General features: G+C 40.5%; 23 protein-coding genes. 5 read left to right on the plus strand and 18 right to left on the minus strand.

The features are described from left to right. Window positions 1–263: 263 nt before the first annotated feature. Window positions 264–437 (minus strand): hypothetical protein, encoded by a 174-nt coding sequence (locus tag IE222_RS26850; RefSeq protein ID WP_308435616.1) that lies wholly within the window; start codon window positions 435–437, stop codon window positions 264–266. 203 nt (window positions 438–640) lie between these two features. Here IE222_RS26850 and IE222_RS21590 point away from each other — a divergent pair, with 203 nt between their 5' ends. Then, complete coding sequence (locus IE222_RS21590; protein ID WP_191276449.1) at window positions 641–2,161, plus strand: ATP-binding protein; 1,521 nt, start codon at window positions 641–643, stop codon at window positions 2,159–2,161. Between the two features lie 51 nt (window positions 2,162–2,212). On the opposite strand, the gene IE222_RS21595 is transcribed toward IE222_RS21590, so the two are convergent. The 5 genes from IE222_RS21595 to IE222_RS21615 all read right to left on the minus strand — a co-directional run bounded on the left by IE222_RS21595 (window position 2,213) and on the right by IE222_RS21615 (window position 7,373). Beyond that, entirely contained in the window at window positions 2,213–3,457 is a 1,245-nt protein-coding gene (locus IE222_RS21595; protein WP_275671489.1) for a cation:dicarboxylate symporter family transporter, read from the minus strand. Window positions 3,458–3,894: 437 nt separating this feature from the next. Further along, window positions 3,895–4,443 carry a PepSY domain-containing protein gene (locus IE222_RS21600; protein WP_223282843.1) on the minus strand — a complete coding sequence of 183 codons (549 nt, stop codon included), beginning with the start codon at window positions 4,441–4,443 and terminating at the stop codon, window positions 3,895–3,897. A 104-nt stretch (window positions 4,444–4,547) separates the two neighbouring features. Further along, window positions 4,548–5,243: a PepSY domain-containing protein gene (locus IE222_RS26515; RefSeq protein ID WP_223282844.1), complete on the minus strand. Its 696-nt coding sequence runs from the start codon at window positions 5,241–5,243 to the stop codon at window positions 4,548–4,550. An 88-nt stretch (window positions 5,244–5,331) separates the two neighbouring features. After that, window positions 5,332–6,684 carry a sensor histidine kinase gene (locus IE222_RS21610; protein ID WP_191276452.1) on the minus strand — a complete coding sequence of 451 codons (1,353 nt, stop codon included), beginning with the start codon at window positions 6,682–6,684 and terminating at the stop codon, window positions 5,332–5,334. Next, on the minus strand, window positions 6,681–7,373 hold the full coding sequence (locus tag IE222_RS21615) for a response regulator transcription factor (RefSeq protein ID WP_191276453.1): 693 nt from the start codon (window positions 7,371–7,373) through the stop codon (window positions 6,681–6,683). The genes IE222_RS21610 and IE222_RS21615 overlap by 4 nt, the downstream gene beginning before the upstream one ends. A gap of 228 nt (window positions 7,374–7,601) precedes the next feature. On the opposite strand from IE222_RS21615, the gene IE222_RS21620 reads away from it, so the two are divergent. Beyond that, window positions 7,602–7,979 (plus strand): YbaN family protein, encoded by a 378-nt coding sequence (locus IE222_RS21620; RefSeq protein ID WP_275671490.1) that lies wholly within the window; start codon window positions 7,602–7,604, stop codon window positions 7,977–7,979. Window positions 7,980–8,033: 54 nt separating this feature from the next. On the opposite strand, the gene IE222_RS21625 is transcribed toward IE222_RS21620, so the two are convergent. The 4 genes from IE222_RS21625 to IE222_RS21640 form a co-directional block, all read right to left on the minus strand. After that, window positions 8,034–8,486, minus strand: coding sequence for a DUF2269 family protein (locus IE222_RS21625; RefSeq protein ID WP_191276454.1), 453 nt, complete (start codon window positions 8,484–8,486; stop codon window positions 8,034–8,036). Window positions 8,487–8,588: 102 nt separating this feature from the next. Beyond that, window positions 8,589–9,095: a GNAT family N-acetyltransferase gene (locus IE222_RS21630; RefSeq protein ID WP_191276455.1), complete on the minus strand. Its 507-nt coding sequence runs from the start codon at window positions 9,093–9,095 to the stop codon at window positions 8,589–8,591. A 19-nt stretch (window positions 9,096–9,114) separates the two neighbouring features. Next, on the minus strand, window positions 9,115–9,654 hold the full coding sequence (locus tag IE222_RS21635) for an HD domain-containing protein (RefSeq protein ID WP_308435617.1): 540 nt from the start codon (window positions 9,652–9,654) through the stop codon (window positions 9,115–9,117). Window positions 9,655–9,760: 106 nt separating this feature from the next. Beyond that, on the minus strand, window positions 9,761–11,002 hold the full coding sequence (locus tag IE222_RS21640) for an MFS transporter (protein WP_191276457.1): 1,242 nt from the start codon (window positions 11,000–11,002) through the stop codon (window positions 9,761–9,763). Window positions 11,003–11,346: 344 nt separating this feature from the next. On the opposite strand from IE222_RS21640, the gene IE222_RS21645 reads away from it, so the two are divergent. Then, the gene (locus IE222_RS21645; protein ID WP_191276458.1) at window positions 11,347–11,964 is read left to right on the plus strand and encodes an NUDIX hydrolase; all 618 of its coding nucleotides are present in this window, start codon (window positions 11,347–11,349) and stop codon (window positions 11,962–11,964) included. Between the two features lie 37 nt (window positions 11,965–12,001). Here IE222_RS21645 and IE222_RS21650 read toward each other — a convergent pair whose 3' ends face one another. From IE222_RS21650 to IE222_RS21680, 7 genes are all read right to left on the minus strand, one after another. Next, complete coding sequence (locus IE222_RS21650; protein WP_191276459.1) at window positions 12,002–12,421, minus strand: hypothetical protein; 420 nt, start codon at window positions 12,419–12,421, stop codon at window positions 12,002–12,004. Between the two features lie 296 nt (window positions 12,422–12,717). Continuing rightward, a complete protein-coding gene (gene mnhG / locus IE222_RS21655; protein ID WP_191276460.1) occupies window positions 12,718–13,080 on the minus strand; it encodes a monovalent cation/H(+) antiporter subunit G in 363 nt (120 codons plus the stop codon). Further along, window positions 13,058–13,342 carry a Na(+)/H(+) antiporter subunit F1 gene (locus IE222_RS21660; protein WP_191276461.1) on the minus strand — a complete coding sequence of 95 codons (285 nt, stop codon included), beginning with the start codon at window positions 13,340–13,342 and terminating at the stop codon, window positions 13,058–13,060. The genes mnhG and IE222_RS21660 overlap by 23 nt, the downstream gene beginning before the upstream one ends. After that, window positions 13,342–13,818, minus strand: a complete 477-nt coding sequence (locus IE222_RS21665; protein ID WP_191276462.1) for a Na+/H+ antiporter subunit E — start codon at window positions 13,816–13,818, stop codon at window positions 13,342–13,344. The genes IE222_RS21660 and IE222_RS21665 overlap by 1 nt, the downstream gene beginning before the upstream one ends. Window positions 13,819–13,821: 3 nt before the next feature. Then, entirely contained in the window at window positions 13,822–15,306 is a 1,485-nt protein-coding gene (locus tag IE222_RS21670) for a Na+/H+ antiporter subunit D (RefSeq protein ID WP_191276463.1), read from the minus strand. After that, entirely contained in the window at window positions 15,299–15,637 is a 339-nt protein-coding gene (locus tag IE222_RS21675) for a Na(+)/H(+) antiporter subunit C (protein ID WP_191276464.1), read from the minus strand. The genes IE222_RS21670 and IE222_RS21675 overlap by 8 nt, the downstream gene beginning before the upstream one ends. Beyond that, window positions 15,637–18,474 (minus strand): Na+/H+ antiporter subunit A, encoded by a 2,838-nt coding sequence (locus IE222_RS21680; protein ID WP_191276465.1) that lies wholly within the window; start codon window positions 18,472–18,474, stop codon window positions 15,637–15,639. Before IE222_RS21680 ends, IE222_RS21675 begins: the two co-directional genes overlap by 1 nt. 240 nt (window positions 18,475–18,714) lie before the next feature. Here IE222_RS21680 and IE222_RS21685 point away from each other — a divergent pair, with 240 nt between their 5' ends. Further along, on the plus strand, window positions 18,715–19,395 hold the full coding sequence (locus IE222_RS21685) for a universal stress protein (protein WP_223282845.1): 681 nt from the start codon (window positions 18,715–18,717) through the stop codon (window positions 19,393–19,395). Between the two features lie 45 nt (window positions 19,396–19,440). On the opposite strand, the gene IE222_RS21690 is transcribed toward IE222_RS21685, so the two are convergent. Then, entirely contained in the window at window positions 19,441–20,004 is a 564-nt protein-coding gene (locus IE222_RS21690) for a tyrosine-type recombinase/integrase (RefSeq protein WP_191276466.1), read from the minus strand. A gap of 135 nt (window positions 20,005–20,139) precedes the next feature. On the opposite strand from IE222_RS21690, the gene IE222_RS21695 reads away from it, so the two are divergent. Then, window positions 20,140–20,322 carry a hypothetical protein gene (locus IE222_RS21695; protein WP_191276467.1) on the plus strand — a complete coding sequence of 61 codons (183 nt, stop codon included), beginning with the start codon at window positions 20,140–20,142 and terminating at the stop codon, window positions 20,320–20,322. Window positions 20,323–20,560: the final 238 nt, after the last annotated feature.

A 20,560-nucleotide genomic window follows, 5' to 3' on the forward strand; every position in this document is an offset into this window, starting at 1 on the left:
ACGGGCAGAATCAACCCTTCATTTTGACCGCAACCCTCGAAAACCCTCCGAGCCGGGGCAGAATCGCCATTTATCCCCTTCACCTGCTCGATTGAGATCACAATACACCTAAAAAAAAGCAGCATCCATACCAGATGCCGCTTTTCAATATTGCCACGGCCAGCCGCCGCAGGTAAACAGTGTTTTTATTTTCATAAAGTCGTACATAAGTTGGGCTTTTATCCCTTCATCCGTACGGGGATTACGTTTATGTTCCAAGCAGTTTATGAATTCAAAATCGCATTCACAGGGATTTCTGCCGCTGCTAAGACAGCGGTCATGTTTATAACAACATCCATCAACCTCATTAATGGGGGCTCCCGGCCCGCTGCAGCCCGGTCCTCACCAGCGATATCCAGGAAAGAGACAGTAGGAAAAAGGACTTCTTCGGCCATCATAATGCATTATTTTCACCGCCTAACCATTCCTTGCTATTTTTCAAAACCTTTCTACTATTAAAATATGAAAATAAAAAATTCACGCGATGGCAAAGTCCTATTCTTGTCCAAATTTTCAAAATAATTCTTGACAGATAGTTCAAAAGTTATATTCTAAATATAACTTAATTATTAAATATATAACTTTTGAGGAGTAGATCCCCTTGTCTTTTCTTCACCGCCTTAAATCTTTCGTTAAAAATCATATACTCATATACATACTAGTTACATTGCTCCCTGCTGCCAGCATAAGCTATGTAATTGCCCAGCATCAGGTGAAAGTGATGGGAGCTGAGGAAAAGAGCAAGGCACAGGAAATCGCCAATGATTATGCTATGAATATTGAAAATTTCCTTGGAGAAACGGTCGGCAGATTAGAAATGCTTGCGACTTCGATAAAAGTACAGGAAAACAATCTTAATGAATTGAAAGATATACTTATAGAAACAGCCGAGAAAGATTCGCGTTTTTCAGGCCTTTATTGGGCCAATACATATGGTGACTTACTTATTGGGACCAATCCTATAAATGACCCTGTCAATATAAGCAAACGTCCTTATTTTCAGCAAACCATAAAAACACAAAAGACGAGCTTTTCACAGCCGCATATCGGCAGTATTACGGGACGCTACATCATCTCAATCTCTACTCCGATTGTCGAAAACGGACAGGTGAAAGGAGTTCTGATTGCATCATTACGAATCGATGAAATGGAGAAAAAGATTAAAAACCTAATAAATAGTGAAACGGTTCTTGTTGTTGATAATATTGGACAAACACTTTTTAAAACCGGACCAATCCCGAAAACTAATACAGTATTTTCCAGAACAAGTGTAGCCCAGCTTCCTTGGACCATTTCTGCCTTTAAAACCTTTAATTATTCAGATGATTGCAGGAGGACCTTTTTAATATATCTCTTTATTTTACTAACAGTTTCCAATATATTGTATTTACTTTTTAAATATATTCTTTTAAGAAGAAATGTCAAAAAAGAGCAGGAACAAACGGAAATCCATAAACTTGAGTTAATTGGCAAGCTGGCCGCTAGTACTGCCCACGAAATTAGAAACCCCTTGACCGGAATCAAGGGGCTGGTGAAGTTACTAAGCGAGGAATACCGCGATGAAAAAGCACTGGCCTATTTTGATGTGATTCAGACGGAGATTGATCGGATTAACTCGATTGTTAGTGAATTATTATTTTTAGGAAAACCAACTGCCTATCATTCAAAAACAAACAATGCGAACGATATCGTGGCAGAAATTAAACCAATCATCCAGTCTGAAGCTAATTTTATGAACGTTGAATTAATGACCTATTATTCGCCAGAACCACTCTTCGTATCTTGTGTAAAAGATCAATTAAAGCAGGTTATTCTTAACTTGACAAAGAATTCCCTGCAGGCAATGCCACACGGTGGAAAGTTATGTATTTTTCTAGAAAGAAAGAATAATCAATGCATGATAAGAGTGAAGGATAATGGGGCGGGGATGACCAGCGAACAAATTGCTCAGGCATTTAACCCGTTTTTCACACTAAAAAAGGATGGTTCCGGTTTGGGATTAACCGTCTGTAAACGTATTATCGAAACGTATGGCGGAGAAATTTATCTGAAAAGTGTCCCGAACGAAGGAACAGAGGTAACCATAACCCTGCCATTGGCACTGGAAATGAACAGCCATTAAAGTATTATTCAAAAAAGGTGCCTGATGTCAGGCACCTTTTTGTATTTTGAATTAGGCTGCAGTTTGCTCGCCTTCCTCATTAAGCTTATGGCCTTCCCATTTGGAAATGACGATAGCTGCTAACGAGTTTCCGACAATATTGACGCATGTACGTGCCATGTCTAGGATACGGTCGATACCCGCGATGAAAGCCAGGCCTTCGACTGGAATACCTACGGTTCCCAATGTCGCAAGAAGAACGACAAATGATACTCCTGGTACTCCGGCAATCCCTTTTGAGGTAATCATCAGTACAAGAACTAAAGTAATTTGATGAGTAATACTCATATGAATACCGTACATTTGCGCAATGAATAATGCCGCAATTGCTTGATATAGGGTCGATCCGTCAAGGTTAAAGGAATAACCCGTTGGAATGACGAATGATGTAATGGCTTTCGGACAGCCGATCTTTTCCATTTTTTCCATAATCCTTGGGAGTACTGTTTCTGAGCTGGATGTTGAATATCCTAATAATAGTTCGTCCTTTAAATACTTTAAGAACTTAAAGATATTAACACCGACAATTTTGGCAGTAATACCAAGGACAACTAAAATAAAGAATGCCATCGCTCCGTAAACCACGATTACAAGTTTCCCCAGCGGAATAAGGGATGATAAACCGAACTTCGAAACAGTTACTCCAATTAAGGCAAATACACCAATCGGGGCAAGCTTCATTATTTGGTTAGTGACATAGAACATCGCATCAGCTGTTCCTCTAAAGAACTTTAAGAGTGGTTCACCTTTTTCCCCAATGGCAGCAATACCTAAACCAAACATAACAGAGAAGAAAATAATAGCAAGCATATCACCATTTGCTAAAGATTGAATGATATTTGTCGGGACGATATTTACGAATGTATCTACCATTGAATGGGTCTCTGTGGTTTTTGCTGTCTCAACATAGGTATTAATATCTGTTTTCGTTAATTGAGTTCGGTCTATACCAGACCCAGGATGGAAGACGTTCCCAAAAAACAAACCAACCACGATGGCAATAGTAGTAATTATTTCAAAGTATAGGAGTGTTTTCCCGCCTAGTTTCCCTAATGACTTCATGTCACCAACACCGGCAACCCCGACAATAATACTCGAAACTACGATTGGGACAACAATCATTTTAATCAACCGGATAAAAATGGTCCCAAACGGCTGTAGAAAATCGGCCACTTGCGTATTTCCATAAAAAATAGCACCGACAATAATCCCGAGAATAAGTCCAATAAAGATTTGCCACGCTAAACTAATTTTCATTTTTTTCATTTGCGCCTCTCCAATCTATGTTGTTCTTTAAGTAAACTGATTTAATTTTATTTTAAAATAATATTAAACCGCTTTCATCGCTATTCATTTTATTTACTCTTTTAATTTTATTTTCTTTTTCACATTAAATCAACAGTAAAATTTATCCCTTTTCAAATTATCTTTATTTTCCCCTTAATAAATCCTTTGATTTTACAATAATTTTGGTAAATACTTTATATAATTTCAATATAATATTACAGTGCTTTTTTAGTGTTTTTTTGGTATTTTTTCGGTACTATTTCTAGTGCAATTATCGGTGCCTGACACCATTCATGGACATATGTCCGCTTGGGGCGGACAGTTTGTAAATTTTTCACATGGTGCCTAAACACTATAAAAAACGCCAAAAAGCGGGAGAGGCACCTCTCCCGCTTTTTGGCGTTTTTTTAGTTGTCTTGTTCTTCTTTTAGAATTTTCCCGGTTACTGCGTCGATTTTAAGTTCAACTTCCCCAGTGTTTGTTTTGAGTTCCACTTCGAAGGCTGGTTGGCCGTCTTCATCATCGAATTCGATTTCCACGACTTTCCCGTTTATTTTATCTTCGGCAATTCTTTTTGCCTCTTGGGCTGTCAGTAGATTTTTATTCGGAGTTGATAGGTGTTCCTGATCCTCATGATTATCATCCAGGTCTTTAGACACTAAAACCTCTCCTGATTTTGCGTCGATTCTAATATCAAAATCCTGATCGTCTTTTTCAATTTCTACTTCATAATAAGCCTTCCCCGTACGGTCCTTTAATTCAATCTCTTCAACAATCCCATCGTGTTGTTTTAAAGCAATTGCTTTGGCTTCTTCAAGTGAGATCATTTCCTGCCCGCTTCCCGCTTTTTGAACCTTTTCCTCTGGCTGATTGTTTTTAGCAGCCCCTGCCGCCATAGCCCCGCCTAATAAAACTGTTGCTGCTATAGACCCAATAATAACTTTACGTTTCATCATAAACCATCTCCCTTTTTCTTTTCTACACCTTTACTTTAACCTGCAAAGATTAGAGGAAAAGGAAAGAAAGATTAGAATTCAATGAGAAACCATTATAACTTCAATTAATCATCCCAAGTAACAGACAAGACCTCACCGGTAATGGCGTGTATTTGAATGGTCGCTTCGCGATCATCTTGCGTATCTATATCAACAAGATAATAGGAAATACCCCCCGATTCCTCCAAATCAATATCATCGACTTTTCCTTTTACTTGGTCAAGAGCAATTCTGGATGCCTCGGCTTCAGAAACTTTCACGGTTGGCTTGTTAAATTCTATTGTTTTTCGAAAAACAATCTCGCCGGTAAGGGCGTCGACTTTAACAATTGACTTTTGTTCTTTGCTTTTTAATACTACGTCATATACTTCTCTATTTTTTTCCACATGTTTTTTAAAGGAAATGATTTCTCCTTTAAATTCAGTTAAAAGGAGTTTTTTAATCTCTGCTTCTGTTTTTACTTGCAGCTGATTCTGTTTTTCTTTACTGTCTATTTTTGAAAAGGACAAAACCTCGCCAGTTGACCGAAGCTTAATTTCATAACGGATATTATTTCGGGTCATCTCAACCGTATATTGTTCAGCTTCTTGATTAATTTTCGTGACTTTCCCTTTGTACCTTTGTTCAACAAGGTCGGTTGCTTTCTCTTTTGATAAAGCCTCTGCTTTTGAATTTACTCCATTCCATTGTAGAAACCCGATAAACAAAATGACAGGTGTAAAAATACTGATAAGGATCCAAATCCATCTTTTTTTTCTCATTTTTTATACCTCATTCCATTTCTTTGTCTCCATTATCACTAACAAAAATGAGAAAATGCTGAGAAAAAAGGAATTTTTCCATTTTCGGTTAAAGCGGAATAAAAAGGGAGGCTGTTGTACCAGTCCCTTCCTTGCTTTCTAAGGTTATTCTAATGTCAATGGCTTCCGCAATCTCCTTTGCAAGAGAAAGCCCCAGGCCAGTGCCGCCGCTTTTACGGCTTCTTGCTTGATCCACTCGATAAAAACGATCAAACACTTTAGGCAGTTCATCTTCAGAAATGCCTATCCCTTTGTCCATAATCCGAATACAAGCCTCTTCTCCATCGATTCCAAGTGAAACCATAATCATATCGTCACTATATTTCCTTGCATTATCCAAGAATATAAATAAAAGCTGCTTCAGCTTTTGTTCATCTGTTTTAACAGTAATAGTAGGTAAGAAATCCCCGTCTAAAATAATTTTTCGATGATAAGCACCTTGAAAGGCTTTTACCGTCTGCTCTACTAATTCAACCAAATTGAAGCGTGACGGCAAGATATCCCATCTCTCATGATGTTTGGCAAGCATTAACAGCTGCTCGGTCATGTCCTTCATCCTGACTGCCTCAGAATGTATGGCCTCAATCGATTCTTCAAAAAGCTTAGGGTCATTCGCTCCTCGTCTTTTTAATAAGCTGGCATAGCTTTCAATAATTGTCAACGGTGTTTTAAATTCATGCGAAGCATTGGATACAAATAGCTTTTGTTTTTCAAAATTGGCTTCCAATAAATCAATCATATGGTTGAAGGTTTCTCCCATCTGATACAGCTCGTCCTTTGATTCAGCTTTTAATGCAAGCCTTTTAAAATGGCCGCTTTCCTTGATTTCCCGCATTGTGTTAATCATCGTGGTTACTGGATTTGTAATGAAATTACTAAGCACACTGCTGGAAATAAAGGCAGGAATCAAGGCCAATATTGTCACCGATGTCAGAACAATACGTAATGTCTTGATAATCTCCATTGTAATATCGATATTTTTAAAAATTTGCAAATTAGCTACATTACCATCGTGCAAAATAATCGGCATAGAGTCAAAAATATAGCTTTGCTTCCCGATTTCAAGCTTTTTGATGATTTCTCCATTGTAATAAACTGCCTTTTGTTTACTTAAAATTTGTTCCGTCTGCGATGTAACTGTGATGGTGTTTTTTAAATCCGTACGCACAATCCGAATCATGCCGGTAACAGGTACATAAGCGCGCAATAAATCTCGGTCAGGAATCGTACCAAGCGATTCATTAAAGGCTTCTGACGTTTTAATAGCTTCACTTTTTGCAATATCAAGCTGAGAATTCAACATAAGTCCGCTAAATAAAAAATAAACGGATAGATTCATTAACAGCAGCAGGATTGTAAACAATACAGCGGTATATAAATTGATTTTTCTCTTTAGCTTCATCTTGATTCCTTTATGACATACCCTACACCGCGAACAGTGTGAATAAGTGATGGTTCATCAGATACATCAATTTTTTTCCTGAGATATCGAATATAGACATCAACAACATTGGTATCGCCTAAAAAGTCATAGCCCCAAACTGCTTCTAAAATCTGTTCGCGCTGCAGAACCTGGCGTTTATTTTTCAAAAGGAATGCAAGAAGGTCAAATTCTCTTGGGGTTAATTCAATTTGAGCACCGCCTCTTATGACCTCTCTTGTTTTTTCGTTTAGCTTTAAATCAGCAATCGCCAGCCAGTCAGCTTCCTCTTGCTGTTCTGCCGGTTTAAACCTGAGTGCGGACCGGATTCTTGCCAGAAGCTCTTCAATTTGAAACGGCTTCGTGATATAATCATTCGCCCCCAAATCAAGTCCTGAGACTTTGTCTTCTACTGAATCTTTCGCCGTTAATAACAGTACGGGGGTATGGCTGTCATTCGCCCGAATTCTTCTTAAAATTTCAATGCCGCTTAAACCGGGAAGCATGACATCTAATAAAATCAAATCCCAGTTTCTAGTGCGGTAGGCTTCAAGTGCTTGTATTCCGTCCAGAGCTTTTGTCACGGAATATCCTTCAAATTCTAGTTCAAGCTCCAAAAGCCGGGCAATTTTCTCTTCGTCTTCCACAACAAGTATTGATTCCTTCGTCATACAGACTCTCTCCTTGAATTTCCTTATATGATGCATTTTAAATGAATCAGAGGTAGAACGTGATATGTAATCGTACCTTAAAAAGCATGATCTTTTTCAAGCTTATCAAAACTATGACGAGCTGTTCAAATTTTTCCACCGTAGAAATTATAATGCTATAATGGAGAGAAAGTGTGTATTATCTAAAGGGGGGCGGCCGATATCGCAAAAATCATTAAAATAATATATATAATATGCGGCTTCATCGCTCTTGGCGCTGGTATTTTGGGGATCATTTTACCTTTAATCCCGACGACCCCTTTATTACTTTTGGCTTCGTTCTGTTTTGTTAAAGGATCGGAACGTTTTGAACGCTGGTTTAAAGGGACGAAACTATATAAGAAGCATTTAGAGTCTTTCGTCAGAGAACGGGCGATGACTTTAAGGCAGAAGCTCACCATCCTGCTTTTTGCCGATGCGATGATTGCGATTGCCTTTATCTTAGTAAATAGTTGGATAGCTAGGGTTGTACTGCTGCTGATTGTTGTGTATAAATATTATTATTTTATTTATAACATAAAAACAGTTCCCGGCGGATATTCGGGAACTAGCAAATATAATCATTAAAGGATATCTTAAAAAAACTTGGGCGGATATGTGAACCCAAGTTTTTTTATCGTATTAAAAAGGTTTTGTAATCATAAGTGCAATAATAATGAAGAAAATGACGTTTTCAATATGTTCATATAGAAAAAGTTCTTTTGCTAATCGCGTATACTCTTCAGGGATATCTTCACCTTTATGAGTTTCCAGTAGGGTTTTAATAGGTCTTGACCTCGGTGACAGGGCAAGCGGCCCAATCGCTAGTGCGGCTAAAAATAGGATAAGGCTGGTGATATACCACCCCATTTGGAACAGATATGTATTCAATATACCCATTAATAAGCCAGTAACAAGGAGCATGATCCCGCCAATCATAACGTATATATGAAGCCTATGCCTAATTGCATAAGAATGTCTCAACTCAGTCATCGTCTTACCCGATTTCACCACCGTCGTCAAAATAAACCCCGGCCCCATTCCCATAATAGCAGAAACAATATGTATAAAAACCAGAACTTGGTAGAAAGTCATCCAGCATGCCACCTTCCATTTCTACATCCTATTCTACCAAAAAAATTAGTGTCAGGCACCATGTGAAATTTTCACATGGTGCCTGACACTAAACTAATAAATCTATTTAATATGAAGGACCATATATTCTTCGTCATAGTAGGTGTTGTTGATTTTAAGGGCTTTTTCTTCGTATCCAAATGTTTGAAACCCTAGTTTGGTATAGAGTTTTTTTGCTTTTTCGTTGCTGGCGTTTACAGTTAAATTGATTTTCTCTATAGCTTCAATTGTTTTTGCTTTTTCGATGGCTGCGGTAAGCAATCCCGTTCCTGCCCCAAGACCTTGTTTTTCAGGTGTTACGTAAACGGCGAAAATGTTGGCTTTATGCTGTATTTTAACGGAACTTTCATGGAGTAACGTACCCATGCCAATTATTTTCTGGCCGTCAAAGGCACCGAATGTGTAGTTACCCGCTGTGGATAGATTTCTTGCCACCTGATCAATCGGGGTCTCTCTCTTTGCCGCTTCCTCATAACTGGTTAAAAATGCTTCCGGATTTTGTTTTAAGGCCTCAAGCCTTAATTCCCAATAGTCTTGTGCATCGGTCGGAGTTAATAGTCTAATTTCCAAAATTATTCCCCCTAGATTCCTAACTAAATAATTGAGTAACTTCTTTTTCTAATTCGTCTACTAGGTTGAAACTTCCTTTATATCTCAGACTTTCTATGATATTTGTGTAATACCATTTCTGCTGTTCTCTGCCGCGCTTAAACCTTATCCAAACTTCTTCTGCATAATATTCGTAATCATTAATAATTGAACGAATATTATCCAGCTTATCAGCACAGGCTACGACTCGGATATCAATGGAGGCAGTTTTCAGAAACTCAATCGAATGTTCCTTCCGCTCTTCCCACGACCTCGACTTATCCGGCTCCGAGCAACCAGCCACAATTCCAGCTATCTGATGGCCAAACTCCCGTTCAATATCCTCTAATGTGAGTTCAGTGTCCTCAACAGTATCATGCAGGATTCCCGCCGCAACCACTTGATCACTATACCTAGCCTTCAGTAAAATCATCCCAACCCCAACCGGATGAACGATATACGGAATATCCGTCCCTTTCCGATATTGCCGATCATGTGCTTTACCCGCAATCTGAATCGCTTTATCTATCACATCCATCATAAACCACCCTTCACTACATTTTACCTATTTTACCATTAATTTTAAAAAGGGTGTCAGGCACCATGTGAAAAATTCACATGGTGCCTAACACCCAAACTACAACTACCTAAGCCCTTTCGCTCTTTTTCAAAACAGCTTCTCCTTTGAATAATGGAACAAGGAAAAGGATGCCTATAATGAATAGGAGAGCGGTTGTTTCGTACATAGCCACTAGTGAAAATGTCTTTTTCAACCAGCCGCTCGCTGTCATCGTGATGACCATGGTTCCCATGAAGATTGGGTTTAAGATCCCATTAACACGGCCAATAAAAGCAGCGTCCGTGTTTTTCAAAATCATCGTATTGATTCCAATATGAATACACGGCATGAACAGTCCGCTAAAAAATTCCGCCGTCAAGGTCAGCCAGAACGTTTCAGATAATCCCATCACAAAAAATCCGATGGCACTCACCGTCATTCCTAATGCAAGCAGGATTTGCGGCGGTGTTTTTTTAGCAATTCCTACTGTCAAACCGCCCCCTAAAATCATCCCGGTTCCAAATGCCGCCATCAGCCATTGCAGCTGCTCCTTCGGCAGCCCAAGCTGTTCAGTCACAAGAAAAACAGCAAGCGGCTGCGTTAGGCCTAATGCCAATCCAGCAGCGGCAAAGCAGCCGCCTAGTAAGGTGAGCGCACGGCTGTTCCACACATACCTGAACCCAGCCTTCATTTCTTGGATAATCGTAGAATCCTCCGCTTTCTCCTCGAGCTCATAATCAGCTGGCAGTAAAAATAAAATCCCCGCCGAAAGCAAGAACGCAACACCCATAATGGCGATTGCCACATCAATACCGAAATGCTGGTACACAAAAGTTCCTAGAACTGGACCGAGAATCATAAACAGGGCAAATATCGTTTGATAAATTGACATCCCCATTTGAATTAACTCTTCCTTCACATGGAGCTTAAACAGTTTCATCCCCGAAGGCTGTGAAAACTGTGACAGAATCGAAGACACTAACGTGGCGAAAAAAATCACTTTCCAGCTTCCAAAAACAAGGGCCAAAAGTACCACAAAAATTGAAACGGCACTTAGAAAGTCACACCAGATCATCGTCCGTTTTGGCTTCCAGCGGTCGGCGAAAGTACCTCCGATAAAAGAAAATAGAAAAATTGGGGCAAACTCTGCGACTGAAATAAGTGATACTGCCACAGGGTCTTCATTTGTTTTTTCCACAACAAATAGCAAGATTGAGTAATTTCTTACCCATATACCAATTTGCAGGAAAAATGTCGAAAGCAGCAATGTTTGAATTACTTTATTCCTAAACAATGCTCCTATCGTTACATTTGAATTTACTTGTTCCATAAAAAAACCTCCATATCCACTAGATCTGGACAGGAGGTTTTGGCACAAAAAGACATAGTACATCACTGTGTGATGTACTTGTATATAAAAATGGCCGCACTAATCCTATCCAGAATAAATTTCGTTTGATCCGAATTGTTTCTAAATTAGGATTAGTTGTTCATCGGCCCTTTGGTCAGTCCTTTCAAAATTAACGTAATTATATATTACTGGATTTGTTTTTCACTTTCAAGGTTTTTTTTGTAATTTTGTGGAATTTAGGGATCAAAGGGCAAGGGTTGGGTCAAATGCTAAAAAAAGTAATATGATAATAATAAATAGTAGACAAGCAGGTGGTGAATGTTATGGAATCGAAATGGCTGGAATGGGCAAAACAGCTGCAGTCCATTGCGCAGGCAGGATTAACCTATTCTAAAGATGTTTATGACCTTGAGCGATTTGAATTAATCAGAGAAATTAGCATCGACATTGTATCACAGCATACCGATTTGAAAAAAAATGTTATCAAGGACTTGTTCGCCAATGAAACGGGCTATGCCACCCCAAAAGTAGATGTTCGGGCGATAGTTTTTAAAGATGGAAAGATTTTGATGGTTCAGGAGCGGGCGGAAGGTGATTGGTCACTGCCAGGAGGCTGGGCGGATATTGGCTTAACCCCAAGCGAAGTTGCTGTAAAAGAAGTAAAAGAAGAATCAGGCTATGATGTGCAACCAGTCAAACTGGTAGCTGTTACGGATAATAAATGTCACCCTCATCCTCCATCACTTTATCATGTTTATAAGCTGTTTATTCTCTGTGAGCTTATTGGCGGGCAGCCGGCGGAAAGCGTGGAAACTAGTGCTGTGAAGTTTTTTGCCGAAAATGACCTCCCTCCGCTATCTGCAGCAAGGAATACGAAATCGCAAATTGAGATGGCCTTTCAATTTTTAAAAAATCCTGAGCAACCAATTTATTTGGATTAAAAACACACCGTTCAAGTTAATCTGGACGGTGTGTTTTCTAGTCTGAAGATTCTTCTTTTTGCCGTTCTGATAAGACATCTTGAATAATTTCCATATGAAATGCAGCCCAGGCCTTTTCACTAAAGTGGAGAATCACGCTTATGATTAGAACTAGCAGGTAGACAAAACCAAAAATCACCCAAAGCAAACTGCCTAATATGTCAGTGATTTGCTTTGAGAACATGAGCAGCAGCCACGGAAAAGAAGTGACAAAAATCAGAACAAAACCTGACCCATTCTTTTCTTTTACCATTCGATAATAGATTAGTCTGAGTGCACTGCTTTCCAACGAATGATAAAAGCGGATGATCTCTTCTATTTCTTTAAGCTCCTTTAATTGGCTGACCGCTGCTTTTTTATGTACTGTTTTTTGCAGTTTCAGATAGACCCTGTGGGCATCCCCTCGGAATGAATACATAGTACAAGGGCTCCTTTTGAAAAGATTGCCTATAATACCAACGATATTAGAATGCATCCGTTTACCATTCAATATACAAAGAAAGAGCTTGGATTAAACTAAGCCCTAACCTCATTTGACAGTACTTGCTCTCTGAATCGATTTTCATCCTAGAGGGCTGTAAACGCAACTCAATGCTTTTCTCTTCAGATTCATTTTTCCAACTCTTCGGCCGCGTAGTCACCTTCTACTCTACCCTCGGGTTCTCTTTTCGGCCTCTCCGGTCGCGTAGAAGCCTCGCTCGCTTCACATAACCATCACACTCTCTCATCCCTCTCCAAATACTCCTTCAAATCATCGCGCACGCTGTCTTCCGCCATCGCAACACCACTGCGGTAAGCAGCACGGTTTAGCAGATGGGCGACAACAGGCGAGGTCAGAAACACAAAGAAGATCCCAAGAAGCAGTCGAATGCTGAAATAGCCATCTTCTATTAAAAAATATAGAAACGTTCCCAATAAAATACATAGGACACCTAAATTGGCGCTTTTTGAAACTGCATGGGCGCGGGTATATACATCAGGGAAGCGAATTAACCCAACCGCACTTAAAAAACTAAACACCACACCGATCAAAACAAGACCGCCGACAATCCACTCAATGTATCCGATTCCGTTCAATAACCACACCCCTTTCCAAAAACCTAGCAAATGCAATTGTCCCGACAAACGAAAGAATCCCGATTAAGAGAATAATATCGAAAAAAGCATATGTTCTAAGAAATATTGATAAAATGGCAATTCCCGCCAACAAATTGACACCGATATTATCGAGCGCCATCACCCGGTCAGGCATTGAGGGTCCCTTCACCACCCTATATAGTGCCGCTAGGATCGATAATAATAGAAAAAATAAACAGCCAGATAAAAAGATTTGAAACATTATCGGGTCACCTTCCTAATCGCATGCTCGAATTTATTTTTCGAACTAATTACGGCTATCACCGAATCCGGCAGATTTAAGGCATGGACATAAAACGCCTTTTTATCAGGAGTCACTTTCATGACCACTGATCCCGGGGTAAGTGTAATTAACAAAGCCAAAAGCGTTACTTCAAGGTCGGATTCAAGCTCCGTTTCAAGCCTGAAAATACCAGGTGTGATCTTAAGTCTCGGCCGGATAACATGACCAATCACATAAATACTTGAGACTATGGACTCCCGAAAAAACACCCAAAACAAATAAACCGCGGCAAAGCACTTTTTCAAATAAAAGGATGACGGGAAAAAGCGACGTAAGACAAAAACGATCAGAATCCCGACCAAATAGCCGCTGAAAAAGGACAACATACTCCACTCATCTTGGAGGAACATCCATAAAAAAGCGACTAACAAATTAATCAAAACCTGAAGCGCCATTCATCATTCCCCCAATCCTAAGACCGCTTTAATATACTGCGAAGGAACCAACAAGGTTTCAGCTGCAATCCTTACGTACGGCAGGATAACTTCAGCACCAAGCCCAAGCATAACTGACAAAGCTGTTAAACCGGAAATCGGCAGGACCAGTCCCTTTGTTGTGCCTTTTTCCTTCTCCTTGCTCAAGGTCGTTTCACCCCAAAAGACATTCATGAATACTTTCATTAGCGAATACAAAACCATTAAGCTCGTTAGTAACCCGACAGCCCCGAGCCAGAAATATTCCGCCTGAAAGGTTCCTTTTGTGATGAAAATTTTCCCTACAAACCCGCTCAACGGCGGGATTCCAGCCAGTGAAAGGGCACTGATAAAGAACATCCAGCCTAAATAAGGGTGATAACGAATTAACCCGCTGACCTCATTCAAATTACTAGTACCTGTTAACCGAATAATTGCTCCGCCTATAAGGAAAATCAGCCCCTTGACGAGTATGTCGTGAAGAAGATAGAACACCGAACCCATGACCCCATCAGCAGTAAATGCGGCTAACCCGGCGATCACAAACCCCGCCCCGACAATCACATTATAGGTAAGAATTTTTTTAATATCAGAAAAAGCAACTGCTCCGAACGCGCCCAAAACCATCGTCGCTGCCCCAAGCACGCCAATGAACTGGTGAGTAATTTGCGGTTCATGGTAAAAAATCAATGTAAACATGCGAAAAATCGTATAAAGCCCAACCTTCGTCAGCAGTGCTGCAAATATTGCAGCAATCGCTGTCGGCGGTGCACTGTACGACTCTGGCAGCCAAAAGAACAAGAACAGCGCTGATTTAATACTAAAGACAAGTAAAAATAAAAGCGCCACCGTTGTCATCAAACCTTCTTGGCCAACCTTGGCAACCACAACGGAAAGATGAGCGAAATTCAACGTCCCAGTTAAAGCATACAAATAGGCCACTGCGACCAAAAACAAGGATGAAGAAACGACATTTACCAAAATATATTTCAACGATTCCCGCAGCTGCCGCCCGGTCCCTCCGAGTGATATCAACACATAGGACGAAATCAGCATCACTTCAAAGCATACAAATAAATGAAATAAATCTCCCGTCAAAAACGACCCGTTCACCCCAGCGATTAAGAACAAAAACAACGGATAGAAATAATGCTCCTCCCTTTCGCGGCCAATCGACCGAAAGCTATAAAGCAAACAGAATAACGCAACTATACTTGCGCTTAATAGCAGGAGTGCTGCAAACATATCTGCCACAAAGCTGATGCCATACGGAGCAGGCCATCCTCCAGCTTGCAAAACTTGAATACCTACAGTTTCAATTTGTAAAATTAAAAAGATCGAAACTAATAAAAGTGCAAATAATGCCAGAACACTGAGCAAACGGTGAAGGCGGATTTTTTTTCGAAACAACACCATCATTAATCCTGCAATGACAGGAATAATAACTGGCAGAATTACTACATTATTCATCGGCGGTCCCCCGCATTTCCTCAATATCCACTGTCCCTAATGTTTTATAAGCACGATAGCTTAACACGAGAAACAAGGCGGTAACGGCGAAGTTAATAACGATTGACGTTAAAATCAGCGCCTGCGGCAGGGAATCCGTGAAGGCCGCGAAGCTTTCACCAAGAAGCGGCGGTCCCCCGTTTTTCAAGCCGCCCATCGTTAAAATCAGCAGGTGGACGCCATGAGTAATAATTGAAGTGCCCAATATAATCCGCATTAAATTTTTCGATAAAATTAAATACGTTCCAATCGTAAAAAACAAACCTACGAGCAGTGACATGAGTATTTCCATCATGATTCATCCTCACTTATCGTTAGAATAATCGTCATCGCTGTCCCAACAACAGCCAGGGCAACCCCTAAATCGAAAATCAGGGCGGTTGCCAGTTCAGTGTCCCCGAATACAGGCAGCTCGACATGACCAAAAGTCTGACTCAAAAACGGCGCTTGAAACAAGAAGGAACCCGCTCCCGTCATAACGGCAATCAGCACCCCTGCCGCCGCTAATTTTTTAAAGTCTACTTGAATATTTTCGCGGATCGTTTCGCTGTCAAAAGTAAGATAAAGCAAAATCAATCCTGCAGCACTGCTTAAACCGCCAACAAATCCACCGCCCGGGTTGTGATGCCCCCCGAAAAAGAGATAGATGGCAAAGGTGAAAATAATGATGCTTGCGGCCTTTGTTACCGTTCGTAAAATCACATCATTGGATTTGATTTTTTCTAGTAGATTGCTTTTAACCGCCTGACCGCTATCACCTAAATGGATTAAAGTAAATACTCCAAGCCCAGCAATGGCTAGCACGAGGATTTCGAGCATCGTATCTAAGCCGCGGAAATCAACGAGGATGGCATTGACCATATTTTTTGCCCCGGCAAGAGTATAAGAATCTTCGAAAAAGCTTGAGATCGTTTCCGAAAAACGGTGATTGTTTGCCGATAAAGCAAGTACAGTAAAAACTGCACCGACACCAAGTGAAATAAGCAGATTGGTTAACTTAAAGCGGAGCTTACTCTTCTCCCTGCGTAATTCCGGCAAATGATAAAAACATAGTAAAAACAAGACGGTTGTAACAGTCTCTACTACTAACTGTGTCAAAGCTAGATCGGGCGCCCTAAAGACGACAAACAATAGTGAAACGAGCAGCCCAAGAGCGCCAAGAGCGATAATCGCCGTCAGCCTTGATTTCGCCAACAGAACGGTCAGTGCGGCGACGATCATACCAACAACAATCCCCATTTCATACGCATTCACCGGAGCATTATTTGAAAAATAGAAACTGATTCCGTCCAGCAGCCACAATGCTCCACCTATAACCAGTATGATTGTAAAGAAAATGTATACTAGATAATCCCGAACTATCCCCGTCATATAACGCTTTGTGACCTTAAAAGATAGTCCTTCCATTCCCTCAAGCGTCAGCTGATATAAATGATTGAATGTTAATCCTTTTGGATATCGCTGATACACCGGCAACCATTTTTTCAAACCTCGATATAAGAGGATGCCGCAGCCAATTACCCCAAGTGTCATGATTACTTCTGCATTCCAGCCATGCCACGGGCTAATATGAATATCAAGGCCTGCCTGCCCTGGGACAACCGCCGCTAAAGCGGGTTTGAGGAAATAATCGGCGATAACATTCGGAAAAAAGAAAATCATCACGACAAGGGAGGCCAATACCATCGGCGACACCAGCATACCAAGCGGTGCTTCGTGAACCTGTTTATCCAATTTTTCCGGATGATGTTTACCAGTAAAAGTTTTAAACACTAGAATCATGCAGTAAATAAAGGTAAATACGCTGGCTGTCCAGGCAACAATGGCAAACAGCATAGCAAGTGCCCTGATGCCAAATACCGGCTGCTCAATAAGGGTTAGAATGCTTGTAAAAAACATCTCTTTACTTAAGAAGCCGTTAAATGGCGGAAGCCCAGCCATCGAAAAACTGCCAATGACAGCTAAAGTAAACGACACCGGCATCAGAGCCGCCAGCCCTCCTAAACGGCGGAGGTCCCGCGTCCCCGCTTCATGGTCAATAATCCCTACCACCATGAATAGACTGCCTTTGAAAGTTGAATGGTTAATTAAGTGAAAAAGGGCAGCAGCTACAGCAAATGCATAGACTGACGATTCGTTTCCTGTTTTTAAATAAAGCGCAGCTGAGCCGATGCCCAACAGGCTCATGATTAAACCTAGCTGGCTGACGGTTGAATACGCGAGCAGCGCTTTTAAATCCTTTTGCTGGACTGCATTGATAGAACCATAAAGAAGCGTGATAATACCCGCCCCGGAAACCAGCCAAAACCATTCAGCACTGCCGCCAAACACCGGAGTGAACCTGGCAACAAGGTAAATCCCAGCTTTGACCATCGTCGCTGAATGCAGGTAGGCACTAATCGGTGTCGGTGCTTCCATTGCATCGGGCAGCCAGATACTGAAGGGAAACTGTGCAGATTTAGTAAAGGCTCCTAGCAGTAAAAAAATCATGGCCGGAAGGAACAATTTGTGTTTTTCTGATTCTCCAACCATGCTCACCATTTCACGAATACTGTTAGTTTCCGTTATTATGCTAAGCAAAATCAGGCCTGCGAGCATAGCAAGTCCGCCGGCAATGGTAATCAGCATCGCCTTTTGGGCGCCATAGCGAGAATGTTTCCGCTGATACCAGTAAGCAATTAATAGGAATGAAGAGATGCTAGTCAGTTCCCAAAATACGTATAAAACGAAAATGTTATCGGAGAATATGAGTCCAAGCATCGCTCCCATGAACAGGAGCAGATACACATAGAAGTTGTTTAATGCTTCTTTTTCCTTGGATAAATAATATATGGAATATAAAATGACAAGCGCACCAATTCCGCTTATCAGCAGGGCAAAGATCAGTGCCAAACCGTCTAAATAGGCGGTGAAATTAATCCCTAATGAAGGCATCCATTGCAGCTCCAGCTGAATGGTTTTCCCTATTGAAACAGCTCGGATATACGGTATTAAATAAAGAAGAATGGAAAGCGGGACAGCGAGCACGAACCAGCCTGTATGGACGCGCTGTATGCACTGTCTATGGATAAACGGGACAATAATAGCAAAGATAAACGGGATGAATATCATAAGATGGAGTGAGGACATTTAAATGCCTCCTTTCTTTGACTATATTTATTTTTTATTTGCGGGTTTGACTTGGATATCTGCAAGTTGGGACATTTTATCTGCGAGTTTCACAAGAATATCTGCGACTTTAAAAATCAACTGCTTAGTCCAGCTGAAAATTCACACATTATGGTTGACGCTTCCATCCGCTTCGGCTATAGTCATGGATAACGGAAGCTTAAAACCATTGTTAAGCAAATAAGCTTTGAGGTGAATACATTGAAAAAAGTGAAGGGACGTATGGATGAAAGCATCCTCGTCTGTGTTTATTATGGACCAAATGGTGAACGGCTGATTCAGCGCGGCTGTAAGCTTTCCCATATGCTGGACTGTCCGCTTTACATTTTGACCATTGATCCAGCCCCTTTTGATGAACTCGATGCTGAAAAATCGGATTATATTACGAGATGGAAACAATTAGCCGAACAGCACAGTGCTGAGGCATATATATTAAAAGATAATGAAAAGCGGCCTGTTGCTGAAGTAATTGCTGAAGTAGCCCGTGAAAAGCATATTACACAAATCATTCTCGGCCAAACAGCCCAAAGCCGCTGGGAGCAAATGACAAAAGGGTCGATTATTAATGCTTTATTACGCGAAATCCCATTCGTGGATTTGCATATAATTTCGGTTTCTCGTTCTTTAAGAGACCAGGAGGGACATTTTGAAAAAGGCGTCCGCGCTTACCTTTTAAAGGAAGGGAACCATTATCGGCTGAGCTTCGACCATAACCAAAATGTTATGTACGAAGGCATTTTTTTTAAGGAACAAGGGACAGACTTTAATAATGGTGTTTTCAAGTTTATGAAGGATAAAGAAACGCTCCAGGTACCTGTTGTTGAAGACGTAGTGAAAGAGCTCGTTCACGTAAGAATGACGGAACCTTTGGATACAGATTGATTGATCATCCCCCTCTATCGCTTGCGTTAGAGGGGTTTTTTCGTATTAAAGATTTACATCCACCTTAATGTAAGGTTCTTCATCCTTGTCGATTCCGATATACCTTAATGTTTCAGCATGTGTGTGGTGGTTGTAAATATCCATTAGAATCGAAATCGCAATCCCTTTCTGGTAAGCATGGTAACCAAAGGTTTTCCGAAGCGTGTGCATGCCGATTTTCTCCGTAATTCCTACCTCTTTCGCGACCCCATTAATGATCCGATAGGCCTGCTGGCGAGTGATTGGCAGGTTATTTTTTTTTGATTTAAAAAGAAAATCACCGTCTTCCAATGTGCCGCTTGCTAAATAACTTTCTAAAGCGGTTTTTACTTGGTGATTCAAATAATGCACTTTTGGCGCTTCATTATTTGTATCTAAAATAGTTAGAAATTCCTTTATGTCTTGCCCATCGTAAACATCCGACACTTTTAGGGAAAGTAAATCGTACACCCTGATTCCCGTGTTTATGCCAAAAACAAACAATAAATAATCCCTTAGTGATTGCTTTTGTAATTTTTCCTTGATGGCATTAATCTGGCTGATTTCCTTGATGGGACTGACACATTCCACTATTATTCCTCCTGTTATGTTACTTAATATAAACTTAACAAAAGTTTTGTAACATTACAAACATAAAATACTGATTTTTTTAAAAAGGGGCATATTTTTTGAAAAACATCACAGGCTAAGGATGGCTGCTTTGATATGGCAGCCTTTTGGGGCAATTTATTACATAATAAAGTAGGTGAAACCATGACTAATCGGAATGACAACCGCAACCAGCCTCATACTGGTGGAAACAAGGCCGATACGGAATTTGGTTCAGAGTCAACTTTAAGTAAGAAAGCCCGGAAGAAAGCGGCTAGAGAACAAAACAAGAATCAATAATGGTAATGGACAACACTTCTTTGGGGTGTTGTCCTTACTTTTTAGGGCTGTGGTATTTTTGGAAGGTCCAACTCAATTTGGACCTTTAATGTACAGCTGATTGAAGATTTTTCTGGATTTCGTGTTCATTGATTCTCTCCATGTGCACTTCTTTCCGGTTTTTGTCTGGATTCGTGTTCATTGAACCCTTCCATGTGCACTTCTTCCAATATTTGTCTGGATTTCAGGTTCATTGATT

The organism is Neobacillus kokaensis, from assembly GCF_014656545.1.
GTDB classification, from domain to species: Bacteria; Bacillota; Bacilli; order Bacillales; family Cytobacillaceae; genus Neobacillus; species Neobacillus kokaensis.

Excerpts from the sequence above, each read along its gene's own strand:
- IE222_RS26850 (WP_308435616.1), bottom strand. The coding sequence starts at position 437 with ATGATGGCCGAAGAAGTCCTTTTTCCTACTGTCTCTTTCCTGGATATC.
- IE222_RS21595 (WP_275671489.1), bottom strand. The coding sequence starts at position 3,457 with ATGAAAATTAGTTTAGCGTGGCAAATCTTTATTGGACTTATTCTCGGG.
- IE222_RS21600 (WP_223282843.1), bottom strand. The coding sequence starts at position 4,443 with ATGATGAAACGTAAAGTTATTATTGGGTCTATAGCAGCAACAGTTTTA.
- IE222_RS26515 (WP_223282844.1), bottom strand. The coding sequence starts at position 5,243 with ATGAGAAAAAAAAGATGGATTTGGATCCTTATCAGTATTTTTACACCT.
- IE222_RS21610 (WP_191276452.1), bottom strand. The coding sequence starts at position 6,684 with ATGAAGCTAAAGAGAAAAATCAATTTATATACCGCTGTATTGTTTACA.
- IE222_RS21615 (WP_191276453.1), bottom strand. The coding sequence starts at position 7,373 with ATGACGAAGGAATCAATACTTGTTGTGGAAGACGAAGAGAAAATTGCC.
- IE222_RS21625 (WP_191276454.1), bottom strand. The coding sequence starts at position 8,486 with ATGACTTTCTACCAAGTTCTGGTTTTTATACATATTGTTTCTGCTATT.
- IE222_RS21635 (WP_308435617.1), bottom strand. The coding sequence starts at position 9,654 with ATGATGGATGTGATAGATAAAGCGATTCAGATTGCGGGTAAAGCACAT.
- IE222_RS21640 (WP_191276457.1), bottom strand. The coding sequence starts at position 11,002 with ATGGAACAAGTAAATTCAAATGTAACGATAGGAGCATTGTTTAGGAAT.
- IE222_RS21645 (WP_191276458.1), top strand. The coding sequence starts at position 11,347 with ATGGAATCGAAATGGCTGGAATGGGCAAAACAGCTGCAGTCCATTGCG.
- IE222_RS21650 (WP_191276459.1), bottom strand. The coding sequence starts at position 12,421 with ATGTATTCATTCCGAGGGGATGCCCACAGGGTCTATCTGAAACTGCAA.
- IE222_RS21660 (WP_191276461.1), bottom strand. The coding sequence starts at position 13,342 with ATGTTTCAAATCTTTTTATCTGGCTGTTTATTTTTTCTATTATTATCG.
- IE222_RS21665 (WP_191276462.1), bottom strand. The coding sequence starts at position 13,818 with ATGGCGCTTCAGGTTTTGATTAATTTGTTAGTCGCTTTTTTATGGATG.
- IE222_RS21670 (WP_191276463.1), bottom strand. The coding sequence starts at position 15,306 with ATGAATAATGTAGTAATTCTGCCAGTTATTATTCCTGTCATTGCAGGA.
- IE222_RS21675 (WP_191276464.1), bottom strand. The coding sequence starts at position 15,637 with ATGGAAATACTCATGTCACTGCTCGTAGGTTTGTTTTTTACGATTGGA.
- IE222_RS21680 (WP_191276465.1), bottom strand. The coding sequence starts at position 18,474 with ATGTCCTCACTCCATCTTATGATATTCATCCCGTTTATCTTTGCTATT.
- IE222_RS21695 (WP_191276467.1), top strand. The coding sequence starts at position 20,140 with ATGGCAGCCTTTTGGGGCAATTTATTACATAATAAAGTAGGTGAAACC.